Genomic DNA, 21,846 nt, shown 5'->3' with positions numbered 1-21,846 from the left:
ATTACGCGATTAATGTTCTTTTGATCCCCATCTCCAGTCCCCTGAGTTCTGCAAGGCCCTTCATCCTGCCGATCAGAGAATATCCCGGATAGGTATTGAAATTCCTGTCGGTCCAGAGCAAGTGCCCGTGATCCGGACGCATTGGGATCGCAATGTCTTCCCTGCCCTGGTCTTTTCTCCTCTGTTGTTCCAGGATAATGGCTTTCATAACGAGGTACATATCCGTGCTTCCCGCCAGATGCTCCGCTTCATAGAAACTGCCATCCGGTTCCCTGCATACGTTTCTCAGGTGCAGGAAGTGGATGTGTGAACCCAGGCGCTCAACGATTCCCGGAAGATCATTCGCAGGGTTTGCCCCGAGGGAGCCTGTGCACAAGGTAATTCCATTTGAAGGAGAAGGGCACATGTTCAGCACCTCCAGCAAATCCTGTTCCGTGCAGACTACCCTGGGCAGGCCAAGAATTGGAAAAGGAGGATCATCGGGATGGATACACATGTTGATGCCAAGGGCTTCGGCAACCGGGATAATGGCACGCAGAAAATACTGAAGGTTGGCTTTTAGCGCTGCCGCACCTATAGATTGATACCGCTCTAAATGCGCCCTGAACTGATCGATGGTAAACACCTCATCTGTTCCGGGCAAACCTGCTAATATCGTACTGACGAGCTGATCTTTCTCATCTGCAGATAGCCCTTCCAGATAAATTTTCGCCGCCAACTGCGCTGCTTCGCTGAAATCCTGAAATGCTCCCGGCCGGGCAAGGATAAACAGATCGAAGGCAGCAAGAGCCGGAGCATCATAACGCAGGGCCGAAGCCCCGTTTGACAAGCCGTAATCCAGGTGTGTCCGGGTCCAGTCGAGCACCGGCATAAAATTGTAGCATACCGTACGGATCCCAGAGGCAGCGAGGTGTTTTAGGGTGGCTATATAGTGTTGAATTTTCTCCTCCCTGAGGGGGCCGGCTGTTTTGATGTCTTCATGAATATTTACACTTTCCACGACTGACCATTTTAAACCTGCATTTTCAATCAGGGCTTTGCGTTCTTTGATGGCTTCAAGTGGCCATACTTCCCCACAGGGGATGTCGTGAAGTGCAGTCACGATTCCGGTAGCCCCAGTCTGCGCAATGGCATTCAGCGTAACAGCATCATTGGGGCCAAACCACCTGAAAGTTTGTTCAAGATTGTCGATCATTCAGTTTTTATTATTTGGTTGTACAAAACAATATTAGCCATTTCCGGAGCAGATCTGTTTTCCTAAATTTGCCAATAACAGTTCTATATTTGCAAATAGCCAACCTGCACTGCGATGAAGAAGACCAGCCCACAGATCAAGAATATCATGAATGAGCAGCTGTCCATTTCAGCATCCTATCCGCTCAAAGCCAGGCATTACGACTACAAACACTTCAGCTATCCCTGGCATTTCCATCCGGAATATGAGATCATTTATGTAAAAGAAAGCACCGGAACCAGATTTGTGGGCGACAGTATAGACCGCTACGGTTCCGGTGATGTGCTCTTGCTGGGTTCAAACTTGCCGCATTACCTGAGCAGCGACGATTGTTATATGAATCCTGAGGAAAGCCGCCGCGTGAAGGGAACGATCATTCAATTTGAACAGGACTTCATGTACTATTCCATCAGGAATTATCCGCATTTCCTCAAGATCAGGAAATTGCTCGAAGAGTCGCAGCATGGAATTTATTTTCCGGAAGGCGGTTCTGAAACGCTGATCGGCCTGCTCGAGTCCCTGCCCTCCAAGGCAGGCATCGACCAGATCATTACCTTGCTGCAGGTACTGCACGAACTATCAGAAATCCCTTCGCGGCAGGTCATCTCCAGTCCGGGCTTTGAACGGCAGACGATAACCGAAAGCTCCAGGATCGACAAAATCATTTCCTACCTCAACCAGCATTATACGCGACTGGTACCCCTGGAAGAGATTGCTTCTTTCTCTGCCATGAACCCATCGGCATTTTGTCGTTTTTTTAAGAGCAAAACCGGCAAATCATTTAAGCATTATATCCTGGATATGCGGATTGCCTATGCCTGCAAATTGTTGCTGATGAACGACCTTCCCATTTCAAAAATCAGTTCCGAATGCGGATTTGATACCCTGTCGCATTTCAACAAATGCTTCAGAAAGAATACTGGTCAGAGCCCAACGGAATACAAGCGTCTCATGCTAAATATTTGAGGGATATGGTCCCTGATGATAGCAAATTGCATGTTAGTTCGACGAAATGTGCATTTCGCCGAACCAACATGCAATTGGATCAGAACAGAAATTCAAGATAGGGGCTTTACATCCCCGGACTTAACGAGACAAGTCTATCATAGTAGAAAGCTCCTCAACAGCGGCTTCGTCCGGCAACACCAATCCACTCGCCTTAAAGCGGATTTTCCCACTGCCGTCAATGACAAACTTTGCCGGGATTCCATCTACACCAAATGAAGATACCGCGGGATTCTTTTTCGTATCCGGATTTTTAAGGTCCATGTACAAAGGCAAATCCAGCTTGTGGGTCAGTAAGTAGTTCACAGCATCCGATGTAGGGTCTGAAACAGTTTCCCAGGTATGTATAAACAGAAACTTTACATTCGGGTCTTTCCGATACTTGTTGACGAGCATCTGCATCGCCGGAAGAGATTTCTTACAAGGTCCACACCATGTGGCCCAAAAATCAAGAACAACGACTTTACCCTTAAAATCTGACAGAGACACTTTCTTACCTTTAATATCCGTAACATTAAAATTCGGTGCCTGTTCGTCGAGCATTTTAGCTGCTATAGCGGTCCTGTATTTCCCTTCAAACTGACTAATTAGTGCTGCCAGATAAGCATTTGAATCTTTACCAGGGTTTACTTTTGCATAAGCGCTCTTTAATTCGGCCTTATAGTTATCATCAGCTAAACCTGCTAATACTGCTTTCTCCAGCTCTGGAAGTGCTTCCTTGTATCCACCTGTTTTGCTCATGAGGTAGTAATATTCAGCAGTCAAACCAGTAGTCTTTCTTACTGCATGTTCGTAACATTCTTTGATGGCCGCAAAGGCTTTTTTGTAGTCTCCTTGCTTAGCCATCACCTGACTATAAAGATGCAACAGGAACTGTCGGTCTTCCGGAGCATTCGTTGAATTACTCAGTTCTTGCTCGACTAAATTTTCTGCAGCTTTCAAATCGAAAGCCATGATTCCCGTCGCCACCGATCCTACATACATGATCCTTGCGGTTTCTGCAATCTGATTGAAATGAAATAAAGCTTTCGCCGAGTTTTTCGCGATGACAAAGTTATCTACAAGTGTCGCTCTGTATTGGTCAAAACTATCTCGTGGATGGTTTTTCACTAGTCGTTCAAGAATTGCTTCCTTTTTCAAAGGATCAATGAAGATCTTCAAAGAATCAAGGCTTGCTTTATAGGCCGGTACTTCCTGCTGACTGTATCCTGATAGCCCTATGAGCAGAATCGGAGTAAGCAATATTATTTTTCTCATTTTGATTAGCTATTATTGATGTTCTTTAAATTAAAGTAAAATCTACAGATTTTGTCTGGCGGCGGCAACTTGTACAATTTCCCCGAAGCCGGTAAACTTCTTAGCATAGGTCCCATTGTTAAATTCCCCCTGAGCGTTGATGTCGAAATAATAAACTTCACCTGCTGCACCATTATTCACACCGATCACCAATCGTTTACTGGTGCTCCGTTGCATTTCAATATCCTTAATTACATACCCAGCCGGGAAAGTGTAGATAAGTCTTGCTGATTGCGCAAGCATGTCGTATAAATACACCCTGTTGCCAACGGTATAATAAAGTTGTTTTAAAATTGATGATGTTGCAAAGTTAGTTGCGCTACCAATTTCCGGGCTATTTGTCATTTGTTGATTCACTCCAGGAAGGGTGCTACCGAATCTATCATAGGTCAACGACATTAAATAGCGGCCGTTATTGTCTTGCATGACGAAATACCATTCGATTTCTTCCTCAAACAATGTCGATATGCCACGATCATACGCAATCATTTTTCTGCCCACACTTGCCATATCAAAAGAGCCTGTTGTTCTAGGTGCATCTTCCAGAACCCTTGAAAATATAGCCATTCGCATAAAGCGCATGTTGGCGTTATCATAAAAATAGGTTAGGTCATAAGTGTTAGGAAACACGCCGGGAAACAAGTCATAATTGCCAGGAATGCGTTGGGTAAATGGTTTGATGTTATCTGAAGTCGAGCCTGAAATACCAGCATATAAGCCGCCGTCTGCAACAATAAACTGATCAAATTTCGAGGCGTTCATGATAAATGCCGGCGCAGCTTTAAAAGGAAGCGGTGTAGCCAAGTTTGGAAGTATCGAACTTTTGTCGCCGAGCTCAATCCAATCGTTCATGTTAAACCGATATACATTCACATCGGTGAAATAGTAGAAGAAACCGCCTTTCCCAAAGTTATATAAGGCTAGTGGCTTTCCTGAATAGGTTTTATTATTAGCCACTTCCATAGGATTGTCAAAAATCACATCATCCGTCCTGATCAGAGAAACTTTGCCCTTTGCATCCTTGCTATTGACTACATACCATCCGTCCGGGTAAATTCCGGTTACCGTAATGACATAACGCTGGAGCGTGTAAATAGCATTTATCTTACTTGTGACCTTATATGTCATGGTGTAGGTACCGGGACTTAAGGTTACCTGAATCCTCAAATTTTTGGATTCAGCGATTACCTTCGAATCAATCGTCCAGCTGTAGGTAAATGAATCGCCAGCAGGCATGGTTTCTACCAATGTTGGCGTAATGATCAGCGAATCCCGCTGAGCTACCGTGAAGGCAGTAGTTGCGTCAGTAATCTTGATGTCATTGATCTGTTTATATTTAAAGAGTTGATTATCTTTAGTGCAAGCAAGTGTTAGCATGATTGCGATAATCAGGCTAAGCTTAAAAAAATGTTTTAAATGCATAATATCTAAATTAAGGGAAAGAAATCTTGTTACGGTTCTCATCCAACAATGGACCATTTGCAGCTTCATAAGCGGCCAGTGCATTCCTCAGTGTCACCGGGAAATTGATAAAACCGTCGAACCCGATATTATCATAAGAGAAATCTGTTATACCCAATACCTTAACCATGAACTTGTACTTTTCAGCACTAAATTCTCCAAAATCTTCATCAAGAAGATTCCAATAAGCAGGTCTGACATACATACCGGATACATCGATCTTCAGGTATCTAAAGTTCTCCTCCGTACCCAGATTAGCCGTGGTAGCGGGTGTCTGTCCTAACGTGCCCAAAGTAAAGTCCTTGGTTTCCGCTGGTTCCAACACGATTCGATAAACATTACTCGCCATTCCAGCAGAATTGATCAGCACAAGGGGATAATTAAACATAGAAACCCCTGGCGGAATGGTCACTTCTTTTAGCTCGAAATCTACACCCGCGGTTGCCGTAGTTCCTTCGGCAACCTTTAGCAGTACCGTGCGCGGTTGATCCGATAACTTGCCTGTAAGTCTCAAAGGGATATACATGGTGTCCCTTGCTTTTACCTTACTCTGAAAAGCAAAAGAGTAACTTCTCGTTGCTGTGGCATGTAATTGTTGATAGGTATAAGCAAAAAAACTAATGCCATTTTTTCCTTGATACGTTTCTACCGCTTCTTTCTTACAAGAAAAAAGGGAGAAGACCATCGTCACATATAATAAGTATTTCATAACAGGAGTGTGATTAATTTCCATAATTCGGATTAAATTGAAGTTCAGCATCTGGGATTGGCAGTACATATTGTTCCGGTGCCACGTCGATATTACGGAATTGCATTCTCAGTGCTTTAGTACGTTTATAGTAGAAGAACAATTGGCCTTCCGCATAAAATTCCTTTTGGTACTCCTTCGTGATCGCCGCTGTGAGCGCCGTAGCTGTAATCGTTGTTGCCAGATTAGAAAGCCCTCTATTTTGGCGAACCATATTTAGATATCCAACACCGATCGCAGGACTCTCCGCAGTTTCAGCGAGGATGTAATACATTTCGGCGAGGCGAATACCAGGTACATATTGGTCCAGTAGATTGTCTGTAATTGTCGTTGTAGCGGTTGAGGTCTGCCAGAACTTAGATGGGAACAAATTTCCGCCATCTTGTTCCAGGCGGTAAAGGAACCTAAAGTCCGTACCGCCACCCGATGCGGTTTCATACAGCGTAGCAAAATTAGTCGCGGTACGTGTCAGGGTTTGTCCTACAGCACCCCTAAATCTAAAATAACGTTGTGCAGTTGGCAATATGTCCCTAACCCTGATCATAAACACCTGTTCATTAAAATATAAGCGGTCGCGTACCAGTAATCCTGTGCTGACCGCTCCTGCCGCCGCTTGGGTAACAAACGTATATTTTGCAGAGTTGATCACTACATTTGCTGCTGCAGCAGCACCGGCTTTATCTCCGCTGTATAGTTTGATTCTTGCTTCCAGTGCTTTTACACCATAGTAATTCAGCTTGTTCCGTCTGGTACGTAAATCGCTGGTCACAATCGGATCAACGGGCAACAGCAAACTCTCCGCTTCCTTCAGGTCAGCTAATGCAAATTTGACTACATCTGCAGTTGTAGATGGGATTTCTGCATTTTCATTGACTTCTTTTTTGTAAGGGATGGCCTTTAAATTGGCACCTGCAGTATATTCAGGGCCGAACATCCGTAATAGATCAAAATGTATGAAGGCCCTTAAGGCTAAAGCCTCACCACGCAATAGTGCATACGAATTGTTGCTCAGCACAGACCTATTTGTCTCCGCATTCTGAATGATTTTATTGGCTGCGGCAATCGCACTGTAACTTGAAGACCAAATGGCATTGGTATACCCTTTGACTTCTGTTGAGGCATAGTTCAAGACTTGTGATTGTTGCAGTGAAACATCTGCGTTGGTATTGAGTGTTGAATAATTCTGTGCCAGCGCAGATACAAAACCCATAGAAAGGTTATCTCCGTAAAGACTGCTACTCGCCATCTGGCCGTATACTCCCGACAAGGCTTGTTGAAAACCAACTTCTGAAGTAAACAACTGTTCCTCAGATAAATTTGTTTTGGGCTGTACATCCAAAAACTTTTTACAACTGGAAAACATCGCAACTATTGCAAGAATTCCTATAATTAATGTTGTTCTTTTCATTGGGGTATGAATTTGTCTTTTCAATTTAAAATCTTGCATTCAGACCAAATGTGTATTCTCTGGCAAATGGGTTATCTGTACCACGTTCAACTCGAATGGTGCTTAATGTGACCACATTGTTTGTTGTTGCACTAACGCTCAAGTTCTGCAAGCCTAACTTTTTAACGAATGGCATTTTGAACTGGTAGCTTAAGTTAACTGAGCTGAGCTGAATGTTATTGTCACGCTGAACAAAACGTGAGGTAAGCTTCGTGAGCGTTGGTGAACCTGTAATCCTTCGATAAGGACTGATGCTACCTGGTCCGGTCCAACCCAGGTCATAGGCTCTTCGGTCAACATTGTTGCGTGCATCGACACCTTCCACCCGATTCAACAACGTACTGTTGTACAGATCCGCACCGTAGTTATAGGCAATGCTAAAGCTGAAGGTAAAACCTGCATATACTAAATTCGAATTCACAGCACCGGTCCAGACTGGACGACTATCACCAACGTAAGTCTTATCGTTCACATCCCAGACAAAAGTTGGAGTGCCATCCGATTTTAAATAAACTTCCTGACCAGTAATGGGATCAATACCGAGGGATCTGACGGCATAAATTCCAGTTGTTGATCTCCCTTCAATAAACTGGGCATTTTCAACAGTTTGATTGGCGTTATTGGTATTTAGCGCTGCATTAAAGGCCCTAAGTTTATCAGAAAGTTCCTTTAAGACAGATTTATTAGTAGCCGCATTCACTGCAAGATTCCATTTTAAGCCCTTACGGGGTTCAGATAATATAGTGTAACCCAAATCGAGCTGTAATCCTTTGTTCTGAATTTTGCCTAGATTTTCGGTATACGACGGAAAGCCAGTACTAGGTGCCAGGGAAACTGTAGTCAAAGCATTCTGGGTTACTTCGTTATAGAACTCCGCATTGAAAGTTAGACGGCTATTAAAAAATGCGGAAGCAATACCAAGATTTGACTTCAACACCTGCTGCCAGCTCAAATTGGGGTTTCCTAATCCGCCGGGGAATGCACCCACTTCACCGAAGTAGCCCGTATTTGTCCCCAGATTATACCTGAACTGTGCTGCGTAAGGATTCTGTACAGATGTACCAGTAGAACCGTAGCTGCCACGAAGCCTCAGCAGGTTGATCGTTTCGCTATCCCTCAGAAAATGTTCGTTATTGATATTCCATCCCAATCCTGCAGACCAGAAATTGCCAAATTTGTTATTTTCTCCATAGGCCGAGGAGCCATCCCTGGTGTAAGTGAAATCCGTAAAATACCGGTTATCATAAGAATAGTTGGCGCTTCCGGTGTACGAAAGGTTATTGATTGTACTCTCGCTACCTGTAGGCCTGCTGTTTAAATACTGCGCGGCAAACAGGATGTTATCTAAACGGTCAAAAGGGAAACCCTGTGTAGAGACCGCATAAGAATTGACTTGTGCACTCGCTAGCCTGAAGCCTGCATATACGGTAACACCGTGCGCTCCGAAATTCTTGTTGTAATTTACAGATCCTGTCCCATCCATAGCAAAAGAAGAACTGTTATCAATAGAATAGCTACCCTTAGCACTCAAATCTGCGACACCATTGAAACGGCTGTCTAGTGCAGAATAGAAATTATCTATCGTACCGTTTACTTTTGTGATTCCCAGAGCCCCGTTGAACCACAAAGAATTATTGACATCGTAACGAACAGTCGTATTATTCCTTAGATTGAAATTCTTGTTTCTGTTATTAATGGTGTTATATGTGATGTCCATCAATGGATTCAATACAACTGAACTACCTACTCCGAAGCCCATGTTGATATTCTCCAGGTATTGATTAACATTACCATTTTCATCATAAGGCTTCCAATAAGGATTCAAATCCAGGTACTGACCAAATTCTCCATAAGGCGAGTCATTAGAAATGACCTGTGTTGCAATACTATTGTTTTGAAATGTTAGTTTATTCGTCCTATAACTCAGCGTAAAACTTCCAGCATAATTTTTTCTGTCCTGACCTTTCATGACCCCCTGTAAAAGGTTTCCACTAAATGTGAGGTTAAAGGTCAGCGACTGGTCACCGCCCCTTAAAGACAGATTAGTTCTATTGTTGATACCCGTTTGAACAGGAATAGATTTCCAGTCGGTGTTCACTCCACTTACCACCGCTTTATACCTTTCCGAATTGATGAAATCACCTCTATAGCTATTGGTGAATCCTACACGCCGTTCAAAATCCAGCTTTTCTGCTGAATTCAGCATGTTGTAGACAGACAGGTCTGGCGAGGCTAAGGTAAAATTGTTGTTTAGGGATACTTCTACTTTCCCTCTTGGCGGCAGGATTGTGGCTACAACCATAACCCCATTACCCCCACGGGAACCATACATCGCCGTAGCCGAAGCATCCTTTAACAAAGTTACCGAAGCAATCTGATTCATGTCCAGGTCTACAATTGCCTGCAATGAAACCTGAAATCCGTCGAGAATAAATAAAGGCATATTTGGGTTCCCAGCGAGTTCCGCTCCAAGAGTCGGATATGAAGTCTGCCCACGCATGGTAACCTCCGGAAGTACGTTAATATTCCCTCCGATTTTGTTATTGGGAATTATTCGGAAAGATGGATCTAGAGCAGCAATACCAGCGAAAACATTTACAGGATTTACAGCCTTAAGTTCGGCAGCAGTCATGGTCTTCGCAGCTCCCGTATAGGTACTGACTTTTCTATCGACCATCCCCGTAATCACAGTCTCGTTCAGTACCAGCTGCTCTTGTGTCATGTAGATTGTATAATTCGAGTTTGCTGAGATGGGTACTTCAACTGTTTTATAACCCAAAAATCTAAATTCTAAAGATTCAGCACCTTTGGATATACTGATGGTAAATTTGCCATTTTTGTCGGTCTGTACCGCAGATTTCGTTCCTTTGATAGATACCGTAACGCCAGGGATACCCAAGCGATCATTAGCATCACCTACAAAACCAGAAATCACGTCCTGTTTCTGAGATTTAGATGCCTTGACGACGACGGTTTTGTCCCGAATCAAATAGTCAAGGTTCTGTCCTTCAAAAATCAGATTGAGCACATCTGCCAATTCTGAGTTTTTGACATTAATACTTACGTCCTGGGTATTTTCCAATAAATTATCGGTATAAAAGAAGTTATAACCGGTTTGCGCCTTCAGCGCTTTAAAAATTGACTTCAAAGGTGCACTTGTTTTAGACAAAGTTATTCTCTGGGCGAGGCTGGAAGCACTGACCTGCATGAAGCATGCTATTAATATTACGATGGTTAAGCGCATAGTTAGCAATAATTTTAGGTACAGCCGTTTAGGCTTACCAAATTTCCTGGAATTTTGATACATTAGTGGTTGGTTTGGTTGAGCAGGTTCCCTCTCTTTCGACGGTGTGGGAGCTTGCGGTTTTAACGTTTGATTTTTAAATTGAATGTTCCAAACTGTAACCAGGTCCTGATTTCAGGTTAGGATCTGGTTTCGTATATATGGTCTTCCTTTATTGTAACTTTATTCTCATATGTTTTAGTTAAGGGTAAATATTCCTGTTAGTTATCGGTTTAGGCATTTCTATTTAGAGACGTATATTTTCCTTCCTTTAATTTCAAAATGGGCTTCTCCGGTAGATTCCACAATGTCCAGCACTTTAGATATCTTGTCGAAACGTGATACCCCACCACTAAATCTTTCATTTGTCTGAGGACCTACATAGATCACCTCAACATTATACCAGCGTTCTACCATTTTCATGATGTTTTCTATAGGCTCACTTTCCACTACAAACTCATTGTTTTTCCAGGCCACAGCTACATCAGTGTCTACTTCCGCAATCCGGATTTTACCTACACCCAATCTGGCTTGCTGACCGGGTTTCAATATCCTGGTCAAACCAAAAGCACTCAACTTCACGCTTCCCTCCAGGAGCGTGGTTTTGGTTACGTCATCATCTACATAGCTGTTGATGTTAAAATGAGTACCCAGTACCTCTACATCCTCTTTATCTGTTTTTACTATGAATGGGTGAACTTTATCCTTTGCAATCTCGAAATAGCCCTCGCCACTCAGTTTAACTACACGCTTTCCATTTTCAATTAATGAAGTATTATAAGTTAGACTCGAAGCGGCATTTAAATAAACAAGAGAGCCATCCGGTAAATGGATCTGGTAAGTTTCTCCTCTCGCTGTGCTTAGTGTATTTACATGACCTATCTCTGAACCATTTCCCTCGATATGATAAATCAACTGTCCATTTTCAGATTTAGTGATCACCACACCAGCTTCTTTGGCCAGTTGCCCTTTTGCCACGTCAGCCAGCCTGATTTTCTTACCATTTGCTAAAGTCAGGGTCGCCCCAACTTTTCCTGGTATGATCTCTTCCTTTTTCGCAATCTGCGAACCGTTATCTTGTCCGATTTCAGGAGCGTTGAAGAAATATACTCCTATTACAATAAAGGCTACAGCAGCAGCAACGGCTGCCAGATAGCTATAAAGTGACTTACTGGCTGGAGGCTGCTTCAACTCCAGTGATAAACGCGACCATATCGCCGCCTTCGCCGAACTCATATCATGATCAACAGCTTGTTTCAGTTCCGCCTTAGTAATGTGATTGTACCATTCGTCAACGATCAGTCTTTCTTCCTTGGTAGCGGTTCCATCCTGATATTTTGCAATTAACTGTTTGACACTTTCATTATCCATTTTACGCGATTTTCTTGGAGTATATTGGTAAGACACCTGCTTATCGGCAAAGGACTAGTCTAAGAGAAAAAATATTTTAAAAAATTCAGCTTAGTGGGAAAGGCATTCGAAAAGAAGCAAATTTTTTATTGGCATTCGAGATTCAGGGCCTTAATAGAAATAGAATCAACAATGAAGGCAGGTCTAATCTGTCCCGCAAGATATCTTTAGCTCTTTTAATTTGATTTTTGACAGTAGACTCTGATTTATTCAGCTCCAGCGCGATTTCGGCATTACTCAAATGCAGTTTCCGGCTCATTTCGAATACTTTTCGTATTTCGTCAGGCAGATTCTGGATCTCCTGCTCGATCAATGCCTGCAATTCTTTCAAATGCATGAGCTCATCTGTAGAGGTGGTACCCTCTTCATAGAAACGTTTCAAATCATTGAGGTAGTTGGCGGCAACCCGCTCATGGCGGATGTCATTCAAGATTGCGTTTTTAACTGCACGGTATAAATAAGAGTTGAGGCTGGTAGTCAGTTCGAAATCCGCTGCTTTTCTCCAGAGTGTTGCAAATACATCATGCACAGCATCCTGAGCCAGATCGTCATCATGTAGAAGACGTTTTGCGTGCAGGTACAGAACCGACCAATAGCGCTCATAGATTTCCGTAAAAGCATGATCATCTTTACTCTTTAGTAAAGTAACCAATTGCTGATCCGTGTAATTGCTATAATCTTTCATGAGATTCACCTGACTCTAAAATACAAATATAAAATCAAATATAGCTGGACACTACTTCTATCATTCTATTTCATCCCAATTTTGACCTGATTACGCGTTTATTTACTGAATCCAATCCCCATTCCCTTTAAGGCACTCAAAACTTCTTTTGCGATAATCGCGTTCCCCTTATCGGAGGGGTGTAAACCATCATAAGTCATATTGATGGCCGCGCTGGGATAAGGATATTCATCATTTATGGGATCGAAAGGCAAATCTATAGATTTGGGATAAATGTGGTTTTTGTACTTATGGGTTTTCGGATCTTTAAGCCGTTTTAAATTAACAAGGTTTTCCATTTTCAGTAATGGATGATGATACAAATCTACCACCGGAAAACCTTCACAAATTACCAGCCTGGATTTTGTTGTTTTCCACCTGCGGAGGTCATCATAGCGAGCCCCTCCAGCGCCAGTTCAACCATTCTTTCAAAGTACCATCTGCCGGAACCACCGACTGGATGCATAATGAAAGCGCAAACTAATATAGGGACTTATTTAATGCTAGCTGAACTCCTGCTTTATTAGGTTTTGAAACGGGAATTTTATCTCCTGTAACGAGTAATAAGGCTCCTCCGTCTTCTTTAATCCAGCTTTTTACATAGCTGATATTGACCATATGGCTTTGATGGGTGCGCAAAAAACCGATAGGCTTTAAAAGATCCGTGTATTCTTTGATCGATCTGGAGACTACGATCCGATCACCGTTAATCAAGTAGAAAGACGTATAGGAATTGTCGGCTTCACACCGCACAATGTCGGCCACCTCTACGTACCGTATTTCGTGCAGTTGCTGTAACGCAATTTTACTGGGTTTTGATCCGTCATTATTGATATGACTTAATAAAAAAGTCAGCTGTTGATTTCTCTCCCGAGCCAGCATTTTCTCTTCTGCCTTATTCACTGCAACGATCAATTCAGGTATAGCAACGGGCTTAAGCAAATAATCAAGGGCGGCGAACTTTATGGCCTCAATCCCGTATTTGTCAAATGCGGTTATAAAAACCACCTCGAAATTCTTCATCGGTAATAGTCGAAGTAATTCAAAGCCAGAGCGATTGCCTAACTGTATATCAAGGAATAAAACATCTGGCCTATGTAGCGTGATTAACTCAACAGCAGTATCAATTTCCGTGGCGGTGCCAAGCAAATTTACTTGTGGACAATACTTTTGGATGAGCAATGCCAGATTTTCGATGTTTGTTTGCTCGTCGTCAACTATTATTGCTTTCATGAATTATAACCATTGAGCTAATGTGATTTTTACTGTCGTATTTCCGGGGTCTGAAGCTATTGACAACGTAATAGGACACTCGATATATATTTTATTTAATAAAGCTATTCTTTTTTTACTCAACTTCAATCCCAAGCCAGGATTTTCGTGTGAAACATCAAATCCGTCTCCATTATCACTCACTATTAAAATAAGGTCTTTAGCATTTTTCAAAAGCCGGACAATAATCCTCCCATCGCTCTTTACAGATGCCATCCCATGTTTTACTGCATTTTCCACAAAAGGCTGCAAAAGCATCGCCGGAATTTCTACATTACTAAAATTTAAACTCTCTTCTACTTGTATATCAAAGTCAAAAGAAAAACGCAATTGCTCCATTGAAAGATAGTCCTGAAGTAGTTCAACTTCCGCATTTACACTAATCAAAGCATCGTCATCCAAAACATTCCGTGTGAGTCTTGCGAATTTATTAAGATAACCGTTTGCTTTTTCAATCTCATTCTTATTCATTAAACTCTGGATTCCGCTCAAAGCATTGAACACAAAATGGGGATTGAGTTGAGACCTAACCACGTTCAGTTCACTCTGAGAGATCTCTGTCTGTAGATTGGCAAGTAATAACTTATTTCTGCTCTTCTTTTTTACTGAATAAATAACGACAACAGCTACAATGCTTAAAAAACCGAATCCAGCGAGACCAATTAGAAATACTTCCTTACCAGTGTAGGTTCTGGGAGAAGTTAAAACATTGAAGGAGAACCTGGCTGTGTTGCGGTTAGCGTCCTTTGTGGCCTCAAGATAGCTGGAATGAGGAGAAACAATCACCTCGTACTCCCCCGGCTTCTGGAAATAATCTGCGTCAATAGTATAATTAGGAATCCCCCCGTAAGAGTTATAAGACCAATTGTTTGAATGCAGCAAAGGACTTCTCCCATCTTTATCTTTGTATATCAAGTAGATGAAATATGCAAAATCGAGGTCTGTTTTATCCATAGAAATATACACCCCTTTATTTTTCCTGCTGATCTTAAACTCTGCATCTTTCTTTAAATCAATTATATCATGGCGATAGGCTTTGAGATTCTTATTGAAATCACCCTGCTTCACTAATGCCTTCTCGATGATCTTAGCGGCAATCAAAGGTTTATTATAGATAATAATCGTTGTCACCTGGCTTGCGTCCGGCAACCTATATATCTTAACCGTCAGCTTTTTGTTGGCTATGTTTTCGATCCCAAAGTCCATGGTTAAATAGCCCGGCCAGCTACTTCGATTATTCCATATGAAATTAATTTTTGTGAGTAAACCATTTGATACAATTGTATTAGTATCATTTTCTACAACCGTATATCGGTAATAGCTAAGACTGTCTTTTCTTAGTCGGGTAGTAAGCAGAATTTTACTGGCCCCTTCCAGGTAAACAACAGTTCCCAAAGGGTCGTTTGTTATGGGGTTAAAAGGACTGATCGATTTTGTGTTAGGATCAACTTGCAGTGTCACCACAATCTTCGAGTTTAAGGAATTTACCCCGTAATTAGCGGGTGTTCCGGTTTCAGTATCTATAACTGGTAACTTTCGCTGTGCCGAAGAACTAGCCGAAAGCAAGAAAAAAAGGAATATAAAAAACTTTGTTTTCATCTCTAATAGGAATTGCGGTATTACTGTTTTATAAGTTCTTGAAATCTTTTTCTTAAACTCTCAGGATCAGTCTGTCGGACATTAGCATCAATCACATTTCCTTTTTTATCAATCAAAGCAGCATGCGGAATACCGCCAACCTTGAATTTACTGCTCAAAATATTCCATTCATCGGTACTAATCCTAAAATGTTCACCTTTTATAGCGGGTATCCTATTGTTGTAGGTGGTCAAGGGCGAAGTTTGATTTGTGACATAAACAAAGGCGATTTTTTCATTTTCAAATTCCTTCTTCAAGGGTTCAATACGTTCTATACCATCAATGCAGGGAGCGCACCATGTAGCCCAAAAATCCAGGTACACCACTTTACCTTCAAACTTCCGCATCATTTTTTCATATAGGCTGTCGGCTGGGTTTTTGCCCGTTTGGTTGACCACAAATCCTTTTTTTATCAGGCTATTTTCTTCAATCTTTTTCTTTACCCGTTCGTTTGACCGGATAATATAAGCATAAAAGTAAGGTTCATCCATGTAGATTTTTATCTGATTTAGCCGATCCTTATTGTACGGAAGAAAAAAGTCTTCCATATTTTGTAAAATATCCTGTGTTTTCATGATATCTATAGCCAAACCATCCGGGACGTTCAAAAGTTGTTTTAGCCTTGAATATCTCTGTTTCTGATTATACTCCCAGGCTACCGCAATCATTTGCTGCTCATATTTTTCCAGGAATTTCTTTTGTTTGTCCCCGATGTTTATAGCCTTACCGATTCTACTTGCTTCATCAAGAAAATCGATGGTCTCTGGAAAGCCGGCCATCACTTTCAGTTCCTCCTGTGTAAACGACAGGTATGTCTTCAATTTATTTAAAAGCGAGGAAGTGGAAATCGTCTGAAACTTTTCGAAGCCAGGTAGATCAATAAATTTCAGCCGATTTATAAAGAATCGAAAGAATGTTGATTCACAGTTGTAAGGATCATTGATGTTTAAGTCTTTTAAGAATTCCCGGTAATAATTCGCGTCTGGGGAAATAACTGGATGACCATGTCGCGTACAGTAGTCCTTATATTCAAACAACTGCATAGCGATTTTAAAAACAATTGTCGATTTGAGTAGCCGGTAAGCCTTATCGCTGATATGAGCACTATCACGGAACTTATCTAAAGCACTGATCTGTAACGACATCAACTTTTGATAGTATTGCTTGTACTCATCGGGACTGAAATTTTCGCGGTAAGCTACCTGATAATTGATGTCTTCTAAATGCCTGGCGGAAGCAAGTTCATGATTAATTGAAGCTAAATCTCCCATCGTCTTAGGCTTTTCATTCTTATCTTTAAGATTAAATACCTGAAATACAGACTTGCCTGGTTCACAGTAAATATTGCTGGCAGCTCCGTTCATTCTGACAAATACTTCCTGAGGATAGTGCATGGGAAACTTTGCGGAAAATGTCCCGTCAGGATGGATATTGATTAAGTAGCTTTCCTGCAAACCAGTGATGATGTTATTGACGATAACATTTCCTGTAGTAAAGCCAAGCTCAGCAGAATATCCTTTCAGATATCCGCTATAGCTGACCGAATCGTTTTTGAAGATGGTGTTTACCGGAAGGACGGTTTTTTGCTGGCCGAGGCAAACGCTGGACAATAAGCAAAGTAAAAGCGCGTAAAATAGTTTCATAGCCTGATTTTTCCATAAAACTGCAGCAAATAGCCATCAGCATCAAGGATAAAGTTGAAAGGAATTGCTTCCGGCTTGTATCAGCTCTGTTTCAAGTTGAATTTCAAACTAAGTTCCTTCTATAAATACACTGGCAGGATGACCTTTTGCGATGGCAAATTTTATTTGAAATTGTAATTTTCCAAGTGTGTTATCTTGAACAGAGGCACTTAGAAATGCAATGGTCAGAAAAGACAACAGGCAGTTTAGTTTGAGTATCCTCATATTAGTTCGGTCTAGCTGACTATTGGACTATTAAGGTGATAAAACTCAGGCAATCTATCTCAGCGCTAAGATGTGAGTGCTATAAAAATGGTGATACCAATTCTATGACTTCGAAAGCCGTCTCCGCCATCTTGTTTCCTTTATTATCCAGCAAAGGATTTACTTCTGCGACTTCCAGGCAGACTACTTTTCCGGATGCGAGAATTGCCCTAATCAGCTCAATAACTTCATACTGATCAAATCCTTTAGCAACCGGAGTGCCGGTTCCAGAGGATATCAGGTCACAGTCCATACTGTCCACATCGAAAGAGATGTAAATCATTGCACAGCCGGACAATCTGGACAGCGTTTCTTCCACACAAGCAGGCATTCCACGGAACCTGATTTCATCGACCTTGTAGTTCCTGATTCCCAGGCGACTGATCAATTGATCTTCCGCATCCTCTGTATCCCTTACTCCAAAATAGACCAGGTGTTCAGCATCCAGTTTAGGCAGGTCAGTCCCGATGGTTTTTAATCCATCCCAATAGGCCAGGGTCTCTCCTTCCACTGGGTTGATCTGGCAATCCAGGTTATCATTGGCAAGGGCCGCCGCAAGGGGCATCCCATGAATGTTGCCAGAAGGAGAAGTATAGGGCGAATGCAGGTCCGCATGGGCGTCTATCCACACCACACCCAGGCTCTGGTCCGGAAAGGCAGCTTTTATACCGCTGATGGTCCCCAATGCAGAAGAATGGTCCCCCGAGAACACCAATGGAAAATAACCCGAGGATAAGGTTTCTTTTACGGATTCCGACAAACGTGTGCATTGCTGCAGCACCTGACCTATTCGTTTTGCAAAAGTATTGCGGTCTTTGTCGTAGATGCTTTCATTGTGCGTCTTTACATCTACAAAAGGATAACTATTGAAATAGTCACTGCCTTTGTTGATCGCAGCGATCTCAATTGCATCTATTCCCATATCAGAACCACGCGTGCCCGCTCCGATATCAGACCTGTTTTTTACCAGTTTGACCAATTTTTTCATGATGCGGATACAAAATCGGTTAAGGATTTTTCGATAATCTGCAGACATGCTATGATCTGCGTTTCTGTGATCACCAAAGGTGGGGCCAGCCTGATCTTATTGCCATGAGTTGGCTTGGCCAGTAGCCCGTTCTCCTTAAAGCGCATGCAGATCTCCCAGGCCAGATCCGAATGCTCATCACAGTCGATCACAATCGCGTTCAGTAAACCTTTCCCCCTTACCAACCTGATCAGTTTGATCCGTTTGGCCATCTCTTCCAGTCCTGCCCTGAACAGTACACCCAACCTGGCTGCATTTTCTGCAAGCTTTTCGTCCAGCACCACCTGCATGGCCTCCATCGCAACTGCACAGGCCAGTGGATTTCCTCCATAGGTCGAACCATGTTCCCCTGGCTGTATCGTCAGCATCACTTCATCATCGGCAAGCACGGCCGAGACTGGAAGTACACCTCCGGAAATTGCTTTGCCCAGGATCAGTACATCCGGACGATCTAATTTCTCCGTCGAGCCAACTTCATAAGATGCCAGCATGCTTCCCGTACGGGCGATCCCAGTCTGAATCTCATCCGCAATGTAAAGCACATTGTATTTTTTACACAGCGCATGCACACCCGGGAGGTAGTTTTCGTCCGGTAATACCACCCCTGCTTCACCCTGGATCGGTTCCACAATAAATCCGGCAATACCAGGATCTTCTGCAAAAAGCTGTTCCAGAGCAGCAAGATCATTATAAGGCACCTGGACGATCCCTGGTACAAATGGTCCAAAATCTTTTTTTGCACTGTCATCATCCGAAGCCGAAATCACAGAAATCGTCCTGCCATGGAAGTTACCTTTCGCAAAAACTATTTTTGCTCCTTCGCCAGAAATACCCTTTACCTTATAGGCCCATTTCCTGCAGAGTTTCATGGCACTTTCTACTGCTTCCACCCCTGAATTCATGACCAGTGCTTTATCATATCCAAATAAACTACATAGGTATGCTTCGAAAGCACCCAGCTGATCATTATAGAACGCACGGGAAGTGAGGGTCAGTTTTTCCGCCTGCCGCTTTAGGGCGGCGATGATCCTTGGATGGCAATGCCCCTGATTTACCGCAGAATAAGCCGAGAGAAAATCGTAGTACTGCTTACCTTCCACATCCCAGAGCAATACACCCTCTCCTTTTTCCAGCACTACCGGCAGCGGGTGGTAGTTGTGTGCCCCATACTGGTTTTCCTTTTCAATCAGTAATTCAGTTTTGCCAGATTGTACAGTTGATTGCATAATTCTTATATTTGGTTAGACGCACAAAAATAGATAAATTTAAACTTATTACCTGACATAAAAGTCAATTTAACTTTAAAACAAAGATTAAAAATCAATTTTCAACACCCATGGAACGGATCGACGATTTTGACATACAGATTTTAAACTTCCTGGAGCAGGATGGCAGGATGGCTTATTCTGCTATAGCCGCGGAACTGGGGGTATCCAATACGATGGTCCACCAAAGAATAAACAGGCTCACAGAACAGGGTATTTTAACAGGAATTAAACCTGTTCTTGACGAAAAGAAACTGGGCTATGACTGGGGTGCATTTACGGGGATTAGCCTGGAAAAAGACCATGACTCTGACCGCATCATCGAAGAACTCAAGAAAATACCTGAAGTAACCGAGTGTTATTACATCACCGGAACCTACACGCTGTACCTCAAAATTGCAGCAAAAAACCACCAGCACATGCGGAGTATCCTGTATGATCAAATTGACAACATCCCTGGAATTGCCAAAACCGATTCTATCATTGAAATGGGCTGTGCATTTAAAAGGAATATTATCTTATAGCTGCATTACGTCTTTGCATGCTATGGTATTGATAAAGCGTTAATTTTAAAAGACATTCGCTCTACATGTCAATAAATTTCAGCTCGGGTGTAGCGTTTCCTGTACCAAAACCGTTTGCACTATCGAAGAACCATTTTATTGCTAAACTTGAATTTAATTAACGTCTTATGACTACTTCATCAACTCTTGGAAAGGCCCTTTTATTTTTAGCGGTCATTGGATTAGCTGGCTGTAAAAAAGAAAATGAACAGCAGCTCCGTTTCACTTTAGCCAGTGGATATTCTATTTCGGTCAATAATGGCAACGTCCTTGTCAACGGCTTTAAGAATGACAACAATACGTTTAGCACGAAATATTGGGTTAACGCTAAGGTTTCCAGTCCATCCGGATTTACAGCACTCGTTAAAAACCAAACCGGTTACCGTCAGTCGGTTGACGATCAATTCCGAGCGGTTTATTCCTATAAAGACCTTAACGGACAACTACAAAATTACCAATTCGACCAGGGTAGTCTTGCAAAGGGGGGCAAGATGTTCTATTATAAAAACGATGCCTTAGTCAATATGGATACTGACAGCATTGGAACCATATCATGCGTAGCTTTTTACAATGGGCAATCCTATTTTGCTGGCGCACTAGGAAAAATCACATCCAGCGAAGCAGGCAATTATCTGCGTCCATTAACCCCATTCGTATGGGATGGTCACTCCTCCATGATCTTACTTCCACTCCCCAAACAAACTTTTAATTTCCAGGGTGTCAGTAGTATCTATATACCAGGTCCAAATGAAATCTATGTTGGAGGACGTTGCAGTGTACCCATGTATTGGAAGAATACAGAGCCTGTTGTACTGGACGAACGTTATGGAGAAGTTTGGCAGATCACTAAATCCGGATCTGATGTTTATGCAGTTGGCCTGATCAATAAACGCAATTCCAACAGCACGGGGCATACCGCATGCTATTGGAAGAATGGAAAACTCCAGGAACTGGAAGATCTTGCCCAGGCTTATGGAATATTCATTAATGGCGAGGATGTTTATGTGACCGGATCGGTTGGAAATGTGCCAATTGATTACAAACCCTGCTATTGGAAAAATGGGGTAAGGGTTGACTTACCAATGTAAGCAACCTTAATAGCCAGCCCTTAAGACTATACGAACTCACCAAAGTGCCAAAGTATTCCAGAAGGATCATGTAGAAAACATTCTTTTCCCCAATTTTCTGTTCGGATTGGGACGAGTCTGACTTCCGGGTATTTTGCTGTAAGTTCCATACCACTCAAAGCATCCCAGATTTCCGCTACACTTTCAACCTGAAAAAATACCATGGTATTGTCTATCCAGTCTTTTATATAGGCATGCTGCAAATAAAAACCCAGGTCGCCCCATTTAAACAAGGATAAAGACGAATTTAAGACAGTTTCGCTAAAGCCCAAGTCCTTATAAAAATCCCTTGACCGCTCAAAATCCTTAGCACCGATAAAGGGCCGAATGGAGGTCGCTTTTTTTTGACTTAAATCGTTCATTTTTTTGCATATTTAGTACTTCTAATACCGTTCCAGGT

General features: G+C 42.3%; 18 protein-coding genes. 3 read left to right on the top strand and 15 right to left on the bottom strand.

What is annotated here, in order from left to right; translation table 11 throughout:
- Position 1: 1 nt before the first annotated feature.
- Positions 2 to 1,195, bottom strand: coding sequence for a mannonate dehydratase (gene uxuA, locus WAE59_RS09755; RefSeq protein ID WP_337855765.1), 1,194 nt, complete (start codon positions 1,193 to 1,195; stop codon positions 2 to 4).
- Positions 1,196 to 1,309: 114 nt separating this feature from the next.
- Here uxuA and WAE59_RS09750 point away from each other — a divergent pair, with 114 nt between their 5' ends.
- On the top strand, positions 1,310 to 2,200 hold the full coding sequence (locus WAE59_RS09750) for an AraC family transcriptional regulator (protein WP_337855764.1): 891 nt from the start codon (positions 1,310 to 1,312) through the stop codon (positions 2,198 to 2,200).
- 120 nt (positions 2,201 to 2,320) lie between these two features.
- Here WAE59_RS09750 and WAE59_RS09745 read toward each other — a convergent pair whose 3' ends face one another.
- The 13 genes from WAE59_RS09745 to rocD all read right to left on the bottom strand — a co-directional run bounded on the left by WAE59_RS09745 (position 2,321) and on the right by rocD (position 19,717).
- Entirely contained in the window at positions 2,321 to 3,496 is a 1,176-nt protein-coding gene (locus WAE59_RS09745) for a redoxin domain-containing protein (protein ID WP_337855763.1), read from the bottom strand.
- 42 nt (positions 3,497 to 3,538) lie between these two features.
- Positions 3,539 to 4,912 (bottom strand): PKD-like family lipoprotein, encoded by a 1,374-nt coding sequence (locus WAE59_RS09740; RefSeq protein ID WP_337855762.1) that lies wholly within the window; start codon positions 4,910 to 4,912, stop codon positions 3,539 to 3,541.
- A 55-nt stretch (positions 4,913 to 4,967) separates the two neighbouring features.
- On the bottom strand, positions 4,968 to 5,705 hold the full coding sequence (locus WAE59_RS09735; protein ID WP_337855761.1) for a DUF4843 domain-containing protein: 738 nt from the start codon (positions 5,703 to 5,705) through the stop codon (positions 4,968 to 4,970).
- 13 nt (positions 5,706 to 5,718) lie between these two features.
- Entirely contained in the window at positions 5,719 to 7,152 is a 1,434-nt protein-coding gene (locus WAE59_RS09730) for a RagB/SusD family nutrient uptake outer membrane protein (protein WP_337855760.1), read from the bottom strand.
- Positions 7,153 to 7,177: 25 nt separating this feature from the next.
- A complete protein-coding gene (locus WAE59_RS09725; protein WP_337855759.1) occupies positions 7,178 to 10,339 on the bottom strand; it encodes a SusC/RagA family TonB-linked outer membrane protein in 3,162 nt (1,053 codons plus the stop codon).
- Positions 10,340 to 10,717: 378 nt separating this feature from the next.
- On the bottom strand, positions 10,718 to 11,845 hold the full coding sequence (locus WAE59_RS09720) for a FecR family protein (protein WP_337855758.1): 1,128 nt from the start codon (positions 11,843 to 11,845) through the stop codon (positions 10,718 to 10,720).
- Between the two features lie 142 nt (positions 11,846 to 11,987).
- Positions 11,988 to 12,569, bottom strand: a complete 582-nt coding sequence (locus WAE59_RS09715) for an RNA polymerase sigma factor (protein WP_337855757.1) — start codon at positions 12,567 to 12,569, stop codon at positions 11,988 to 11,990.
- 98 nt (positions 12,570 to 12,667) lie between these two features.
- Complete coding sequence (locus WAE59_RS09710) at positions 12,668 to 12,907, bottom strand: hypothetical protein (RefSeq protein ID WP_337855756.1); 240 nt, start codon at positions 12,905 to 12,907, stop codon at positions 12,668 to 12,670.
- 181 nt (positions 12,908 to 13,088) lie between these two features.
- Entirely contained in the window at positions 13,089 to 13,841 is a 753-nt protein-coding gene (locus WAE59_RS09705) for a LytR/AlgR family response regulator transcription factor (RefSeq protein WP_337855755.1), read from the bottom strand.
- Between the two features lie 3 nt (positions 13,842 to 13,844).
- Positions 13,845 to 15,479 carry a sensor histidine kinase gene (locus WAE59_RS09700; RefSeq protein WP_337855754.1) on the bottom strand — a complete coding sequence of 545 codons (1,635 nt, stop codon included), beginning with the start codon at positions 15,477 to 15,479 and terminating at the stop codon, positions 13,845 to 13,847.
- A 20-nt stretch (positions 15,480 to 15,499) separates the two neighbouring features.
- The gene (locus tag WAE59_RS09695; protein WP_337855753.1) at positions 15,500 to 17,161 is read right to left on the bottom strand and encodes a TlpA family protein disulfide reductase; all 1,662 of its coding nucleotides are present in this window, start codon (positions 17,159 to 17,161) and stop codon (positions 15,500 to 15,502) included.
- Positions 17,162 to 17,504: 343 nt separating this feature from the next.
- Positions 17,505 to 18,452 carry an arginase gene (locus WAE59_RS09690; RefSeq protein ID WP_337855752.1) on the bottom strand — a complete coding sequence of 316 codons (948 nt, stop codon included), beginning with the start codon at positions 18,450 to 18,452 and terminating at the stop codon, positions 17,505 to 17,507.
- Positions 18,449 to 19,717: an ornithine--oxo-acid transaminase gene (rocD, locus tag WAE59_RS09685; RefSeq protein WP_337855751.1), complete on the bottom strand. Its 1,269-nt coding sequence runs from the start codon at positions 19,715 to 19,717 to the stop codon at positions 18,449 to 18,451. The genes WAE59_RS09690 and rocD overlap by 4 nt, the downstream gene beginning before the upstream one ends.
- Positions 19,718 to 19,827: 110 nt before the next feature.
- Between rocD and WAE59_RS09680 the strand changes: the two genes are divergently transcribed.
- Both WAE59_RS09680 and WAE59_RS09675 read left to right on the top strand, forming a co-directional pair.
- Positions 19,828 to 20,280 carry an Lrp/AsnC family transcriptional regulator gene (locus tag WAE59_RS09680; protein WP_337855750.1) on the top strand — a complete coding sequence of 151 codons (453 nt, stop codon included), beginning with the start codon at positions 19,828 to 19,830 and terminating at the stop codon, positions 20,278 to 20,280.
- A 167-nt stretch (positions 20,281 to 20,447) separates the two neighbouring features.
- Positions 20,448 to 21,407, top strand: coding sequence for a hypothetical protein (locus tag WAE59_RS09675; protein ID WP_337855749.1), 960 nt, complete (start codon positions 20,448 to 20,450; stop codon positions 21,405 to 21,407).
- Positions 21,408 to 21,433: 26 nt separating this feature from the next.
- Here WAE59_RS09675 and WAE59_RS09670 read toward each other — a convergent pair whose 3' ends face one another.
- Complete coding sequence (locus WAE59_RS09670; protein ID WP_337855748.1) at positions 21,434 to 21,808, bottom strand: glyoxalase; 375 nt, start codon at positions 21,806 to 21,808, stop codon at positions 21,434 to 21,436.
- Between the last annotated feature and the right edge of the window lie 38 nt (positions 21,809 to 21,846).

Origin of the sequence: Pedobacter sp. GR22-6 (genome assembly GCF_037402555.1) — a bacterium.
Lineage (GTDB): Bacteria > Bacteroidota > Bacteroidia > Sphingobacteriales > Sphingobacteriaceae > Pedobacter.
Note: the sequence above shows the minus strand (reverse complement) of the source record. Positions and strands in the feature narration are given on the sequence as shown.

Excerpts from the sequence above, each read along its gene's own strand:
- uxuA (WP_337855765.1), bottom strand. The coding sequence starts at position 1,195 with ATGATCGACAATCTTGAACAAACTTTCAGGTGGTTTGGCCCCAATGAT.
- WAE59_RS09750 (WP_337855764.1), top strand. The coding sequence starts at position 1,310 with ATGAAGAAGACCAGCCCACAGATCAAGAATATCATGAATGAGCAGCTG.
- WAE59_RS09745 (WP_337855763.1), bottom strand. The coding sequence starts at position 3,496 with ATGAGAAAAATAATATTGCTTACTCCGATTCTGCTCATAGGGCTATCA.
- WAE59_RS09740 (WP_337855762.1), bottom strand. The coding sequence starts at position 4,912 with ATGCTAACACTTGCTTGCACTAAAGATAATCAACTCTTTAAATATAAA.
- WAE59_RS09735 (WP_337855761.1), bottom strand. The coding sequence starts at position 5,705 with ATGAAATACTTATTATATGTGACGATGGTCTTCTCCCTTTTTTCTTGT.
- WAE59_RS09730 (WP_337855760.1), bottom strand. The coding sequence starts at position 7,152 with ATGAAAAGAACAACATTAATTATAGGAATTCTTGCAATAGTTGCGATG.
- WAE59_RS09720 (WP_337855758.1), bottom strand. The coding sequence starts at position 11,845 with ATGGATAATGAAAGTGTCAAACAGTTAATTGCAAAATATCAGGATGGA.
- WAE59_RS09715 (WP_337855757.1), bottom strand. The coding sequence starts at position 12,569 with ATGAAAGATTATAGCAATTACACGGATCAGCAATTGGTTACTTTACTA.
- WAE59_RS09710 (WP_337855756.1), bottom strand. The coding sequence starts at position 12,907 with ATGGAAAACCTTGTTAATTTAAAACGGCTTAAAGATCCGAAAACCCAT.
- WAE59_RS09705 (WP_337855755.1), bottom strand. The coding sequence starts at position 13,841 with ATGAAAGCAATAATAGTTGACGACGAGCAAACAAACATCGAAAATCTG.
- WAE59_RS09700 (WP_337855754.1), bottom strand. The coding sequence starts at position 15,479 with ATGAAAACAAAGTTTTTTATATTCCTTTTTTTCTTGCTTTCGGCTAGT.
- WAE59_RS09695 (WP_337855753.1), bottom strand. The coding sequence starts at position 17,161 with ATGAAACTATTTTACGCGCTTTTACTTTGCTTATTGTCCAGCGTTTGC.
- WAE59_RS09690 (WP_337855752.1), bottom strand. The coding sequence starts at position 18,452 with ATGAAAAAATTGGTCAAACTGGTAAAAAACAGGTCTGATATCGGAGCG.
- rocD (WP_337855751.1), bottom strand. The coding sequence starts at position 19,717 with ATGCAATCAACTGTACAATCTGGCAAAACTGAATTACTGATTGAAAAG.
- WAE59_RS09680 (WP_337855750.1), top strand. The coding sequence starts at position 19,828 with ATGGAACGGATCGACGATTTTGACATACAGATTTTAAACTTCCTGGAG.
- WAE59_RS09675 (WP_337855749.1), top strand. The coding sequence starts at position 20,448 with ATGACTACTTCATCAACTCTTGGAAAGGCCCTTTTATTTTTAGCGGTC.
- WAE59_RS09670 (WP_337855748.1), bottom strand. The coding sequence starts at position 21,808 with ATGAACGATTTAAGTCAAAAAAAAGCGACCTCCATTCGGCCCTTTATC.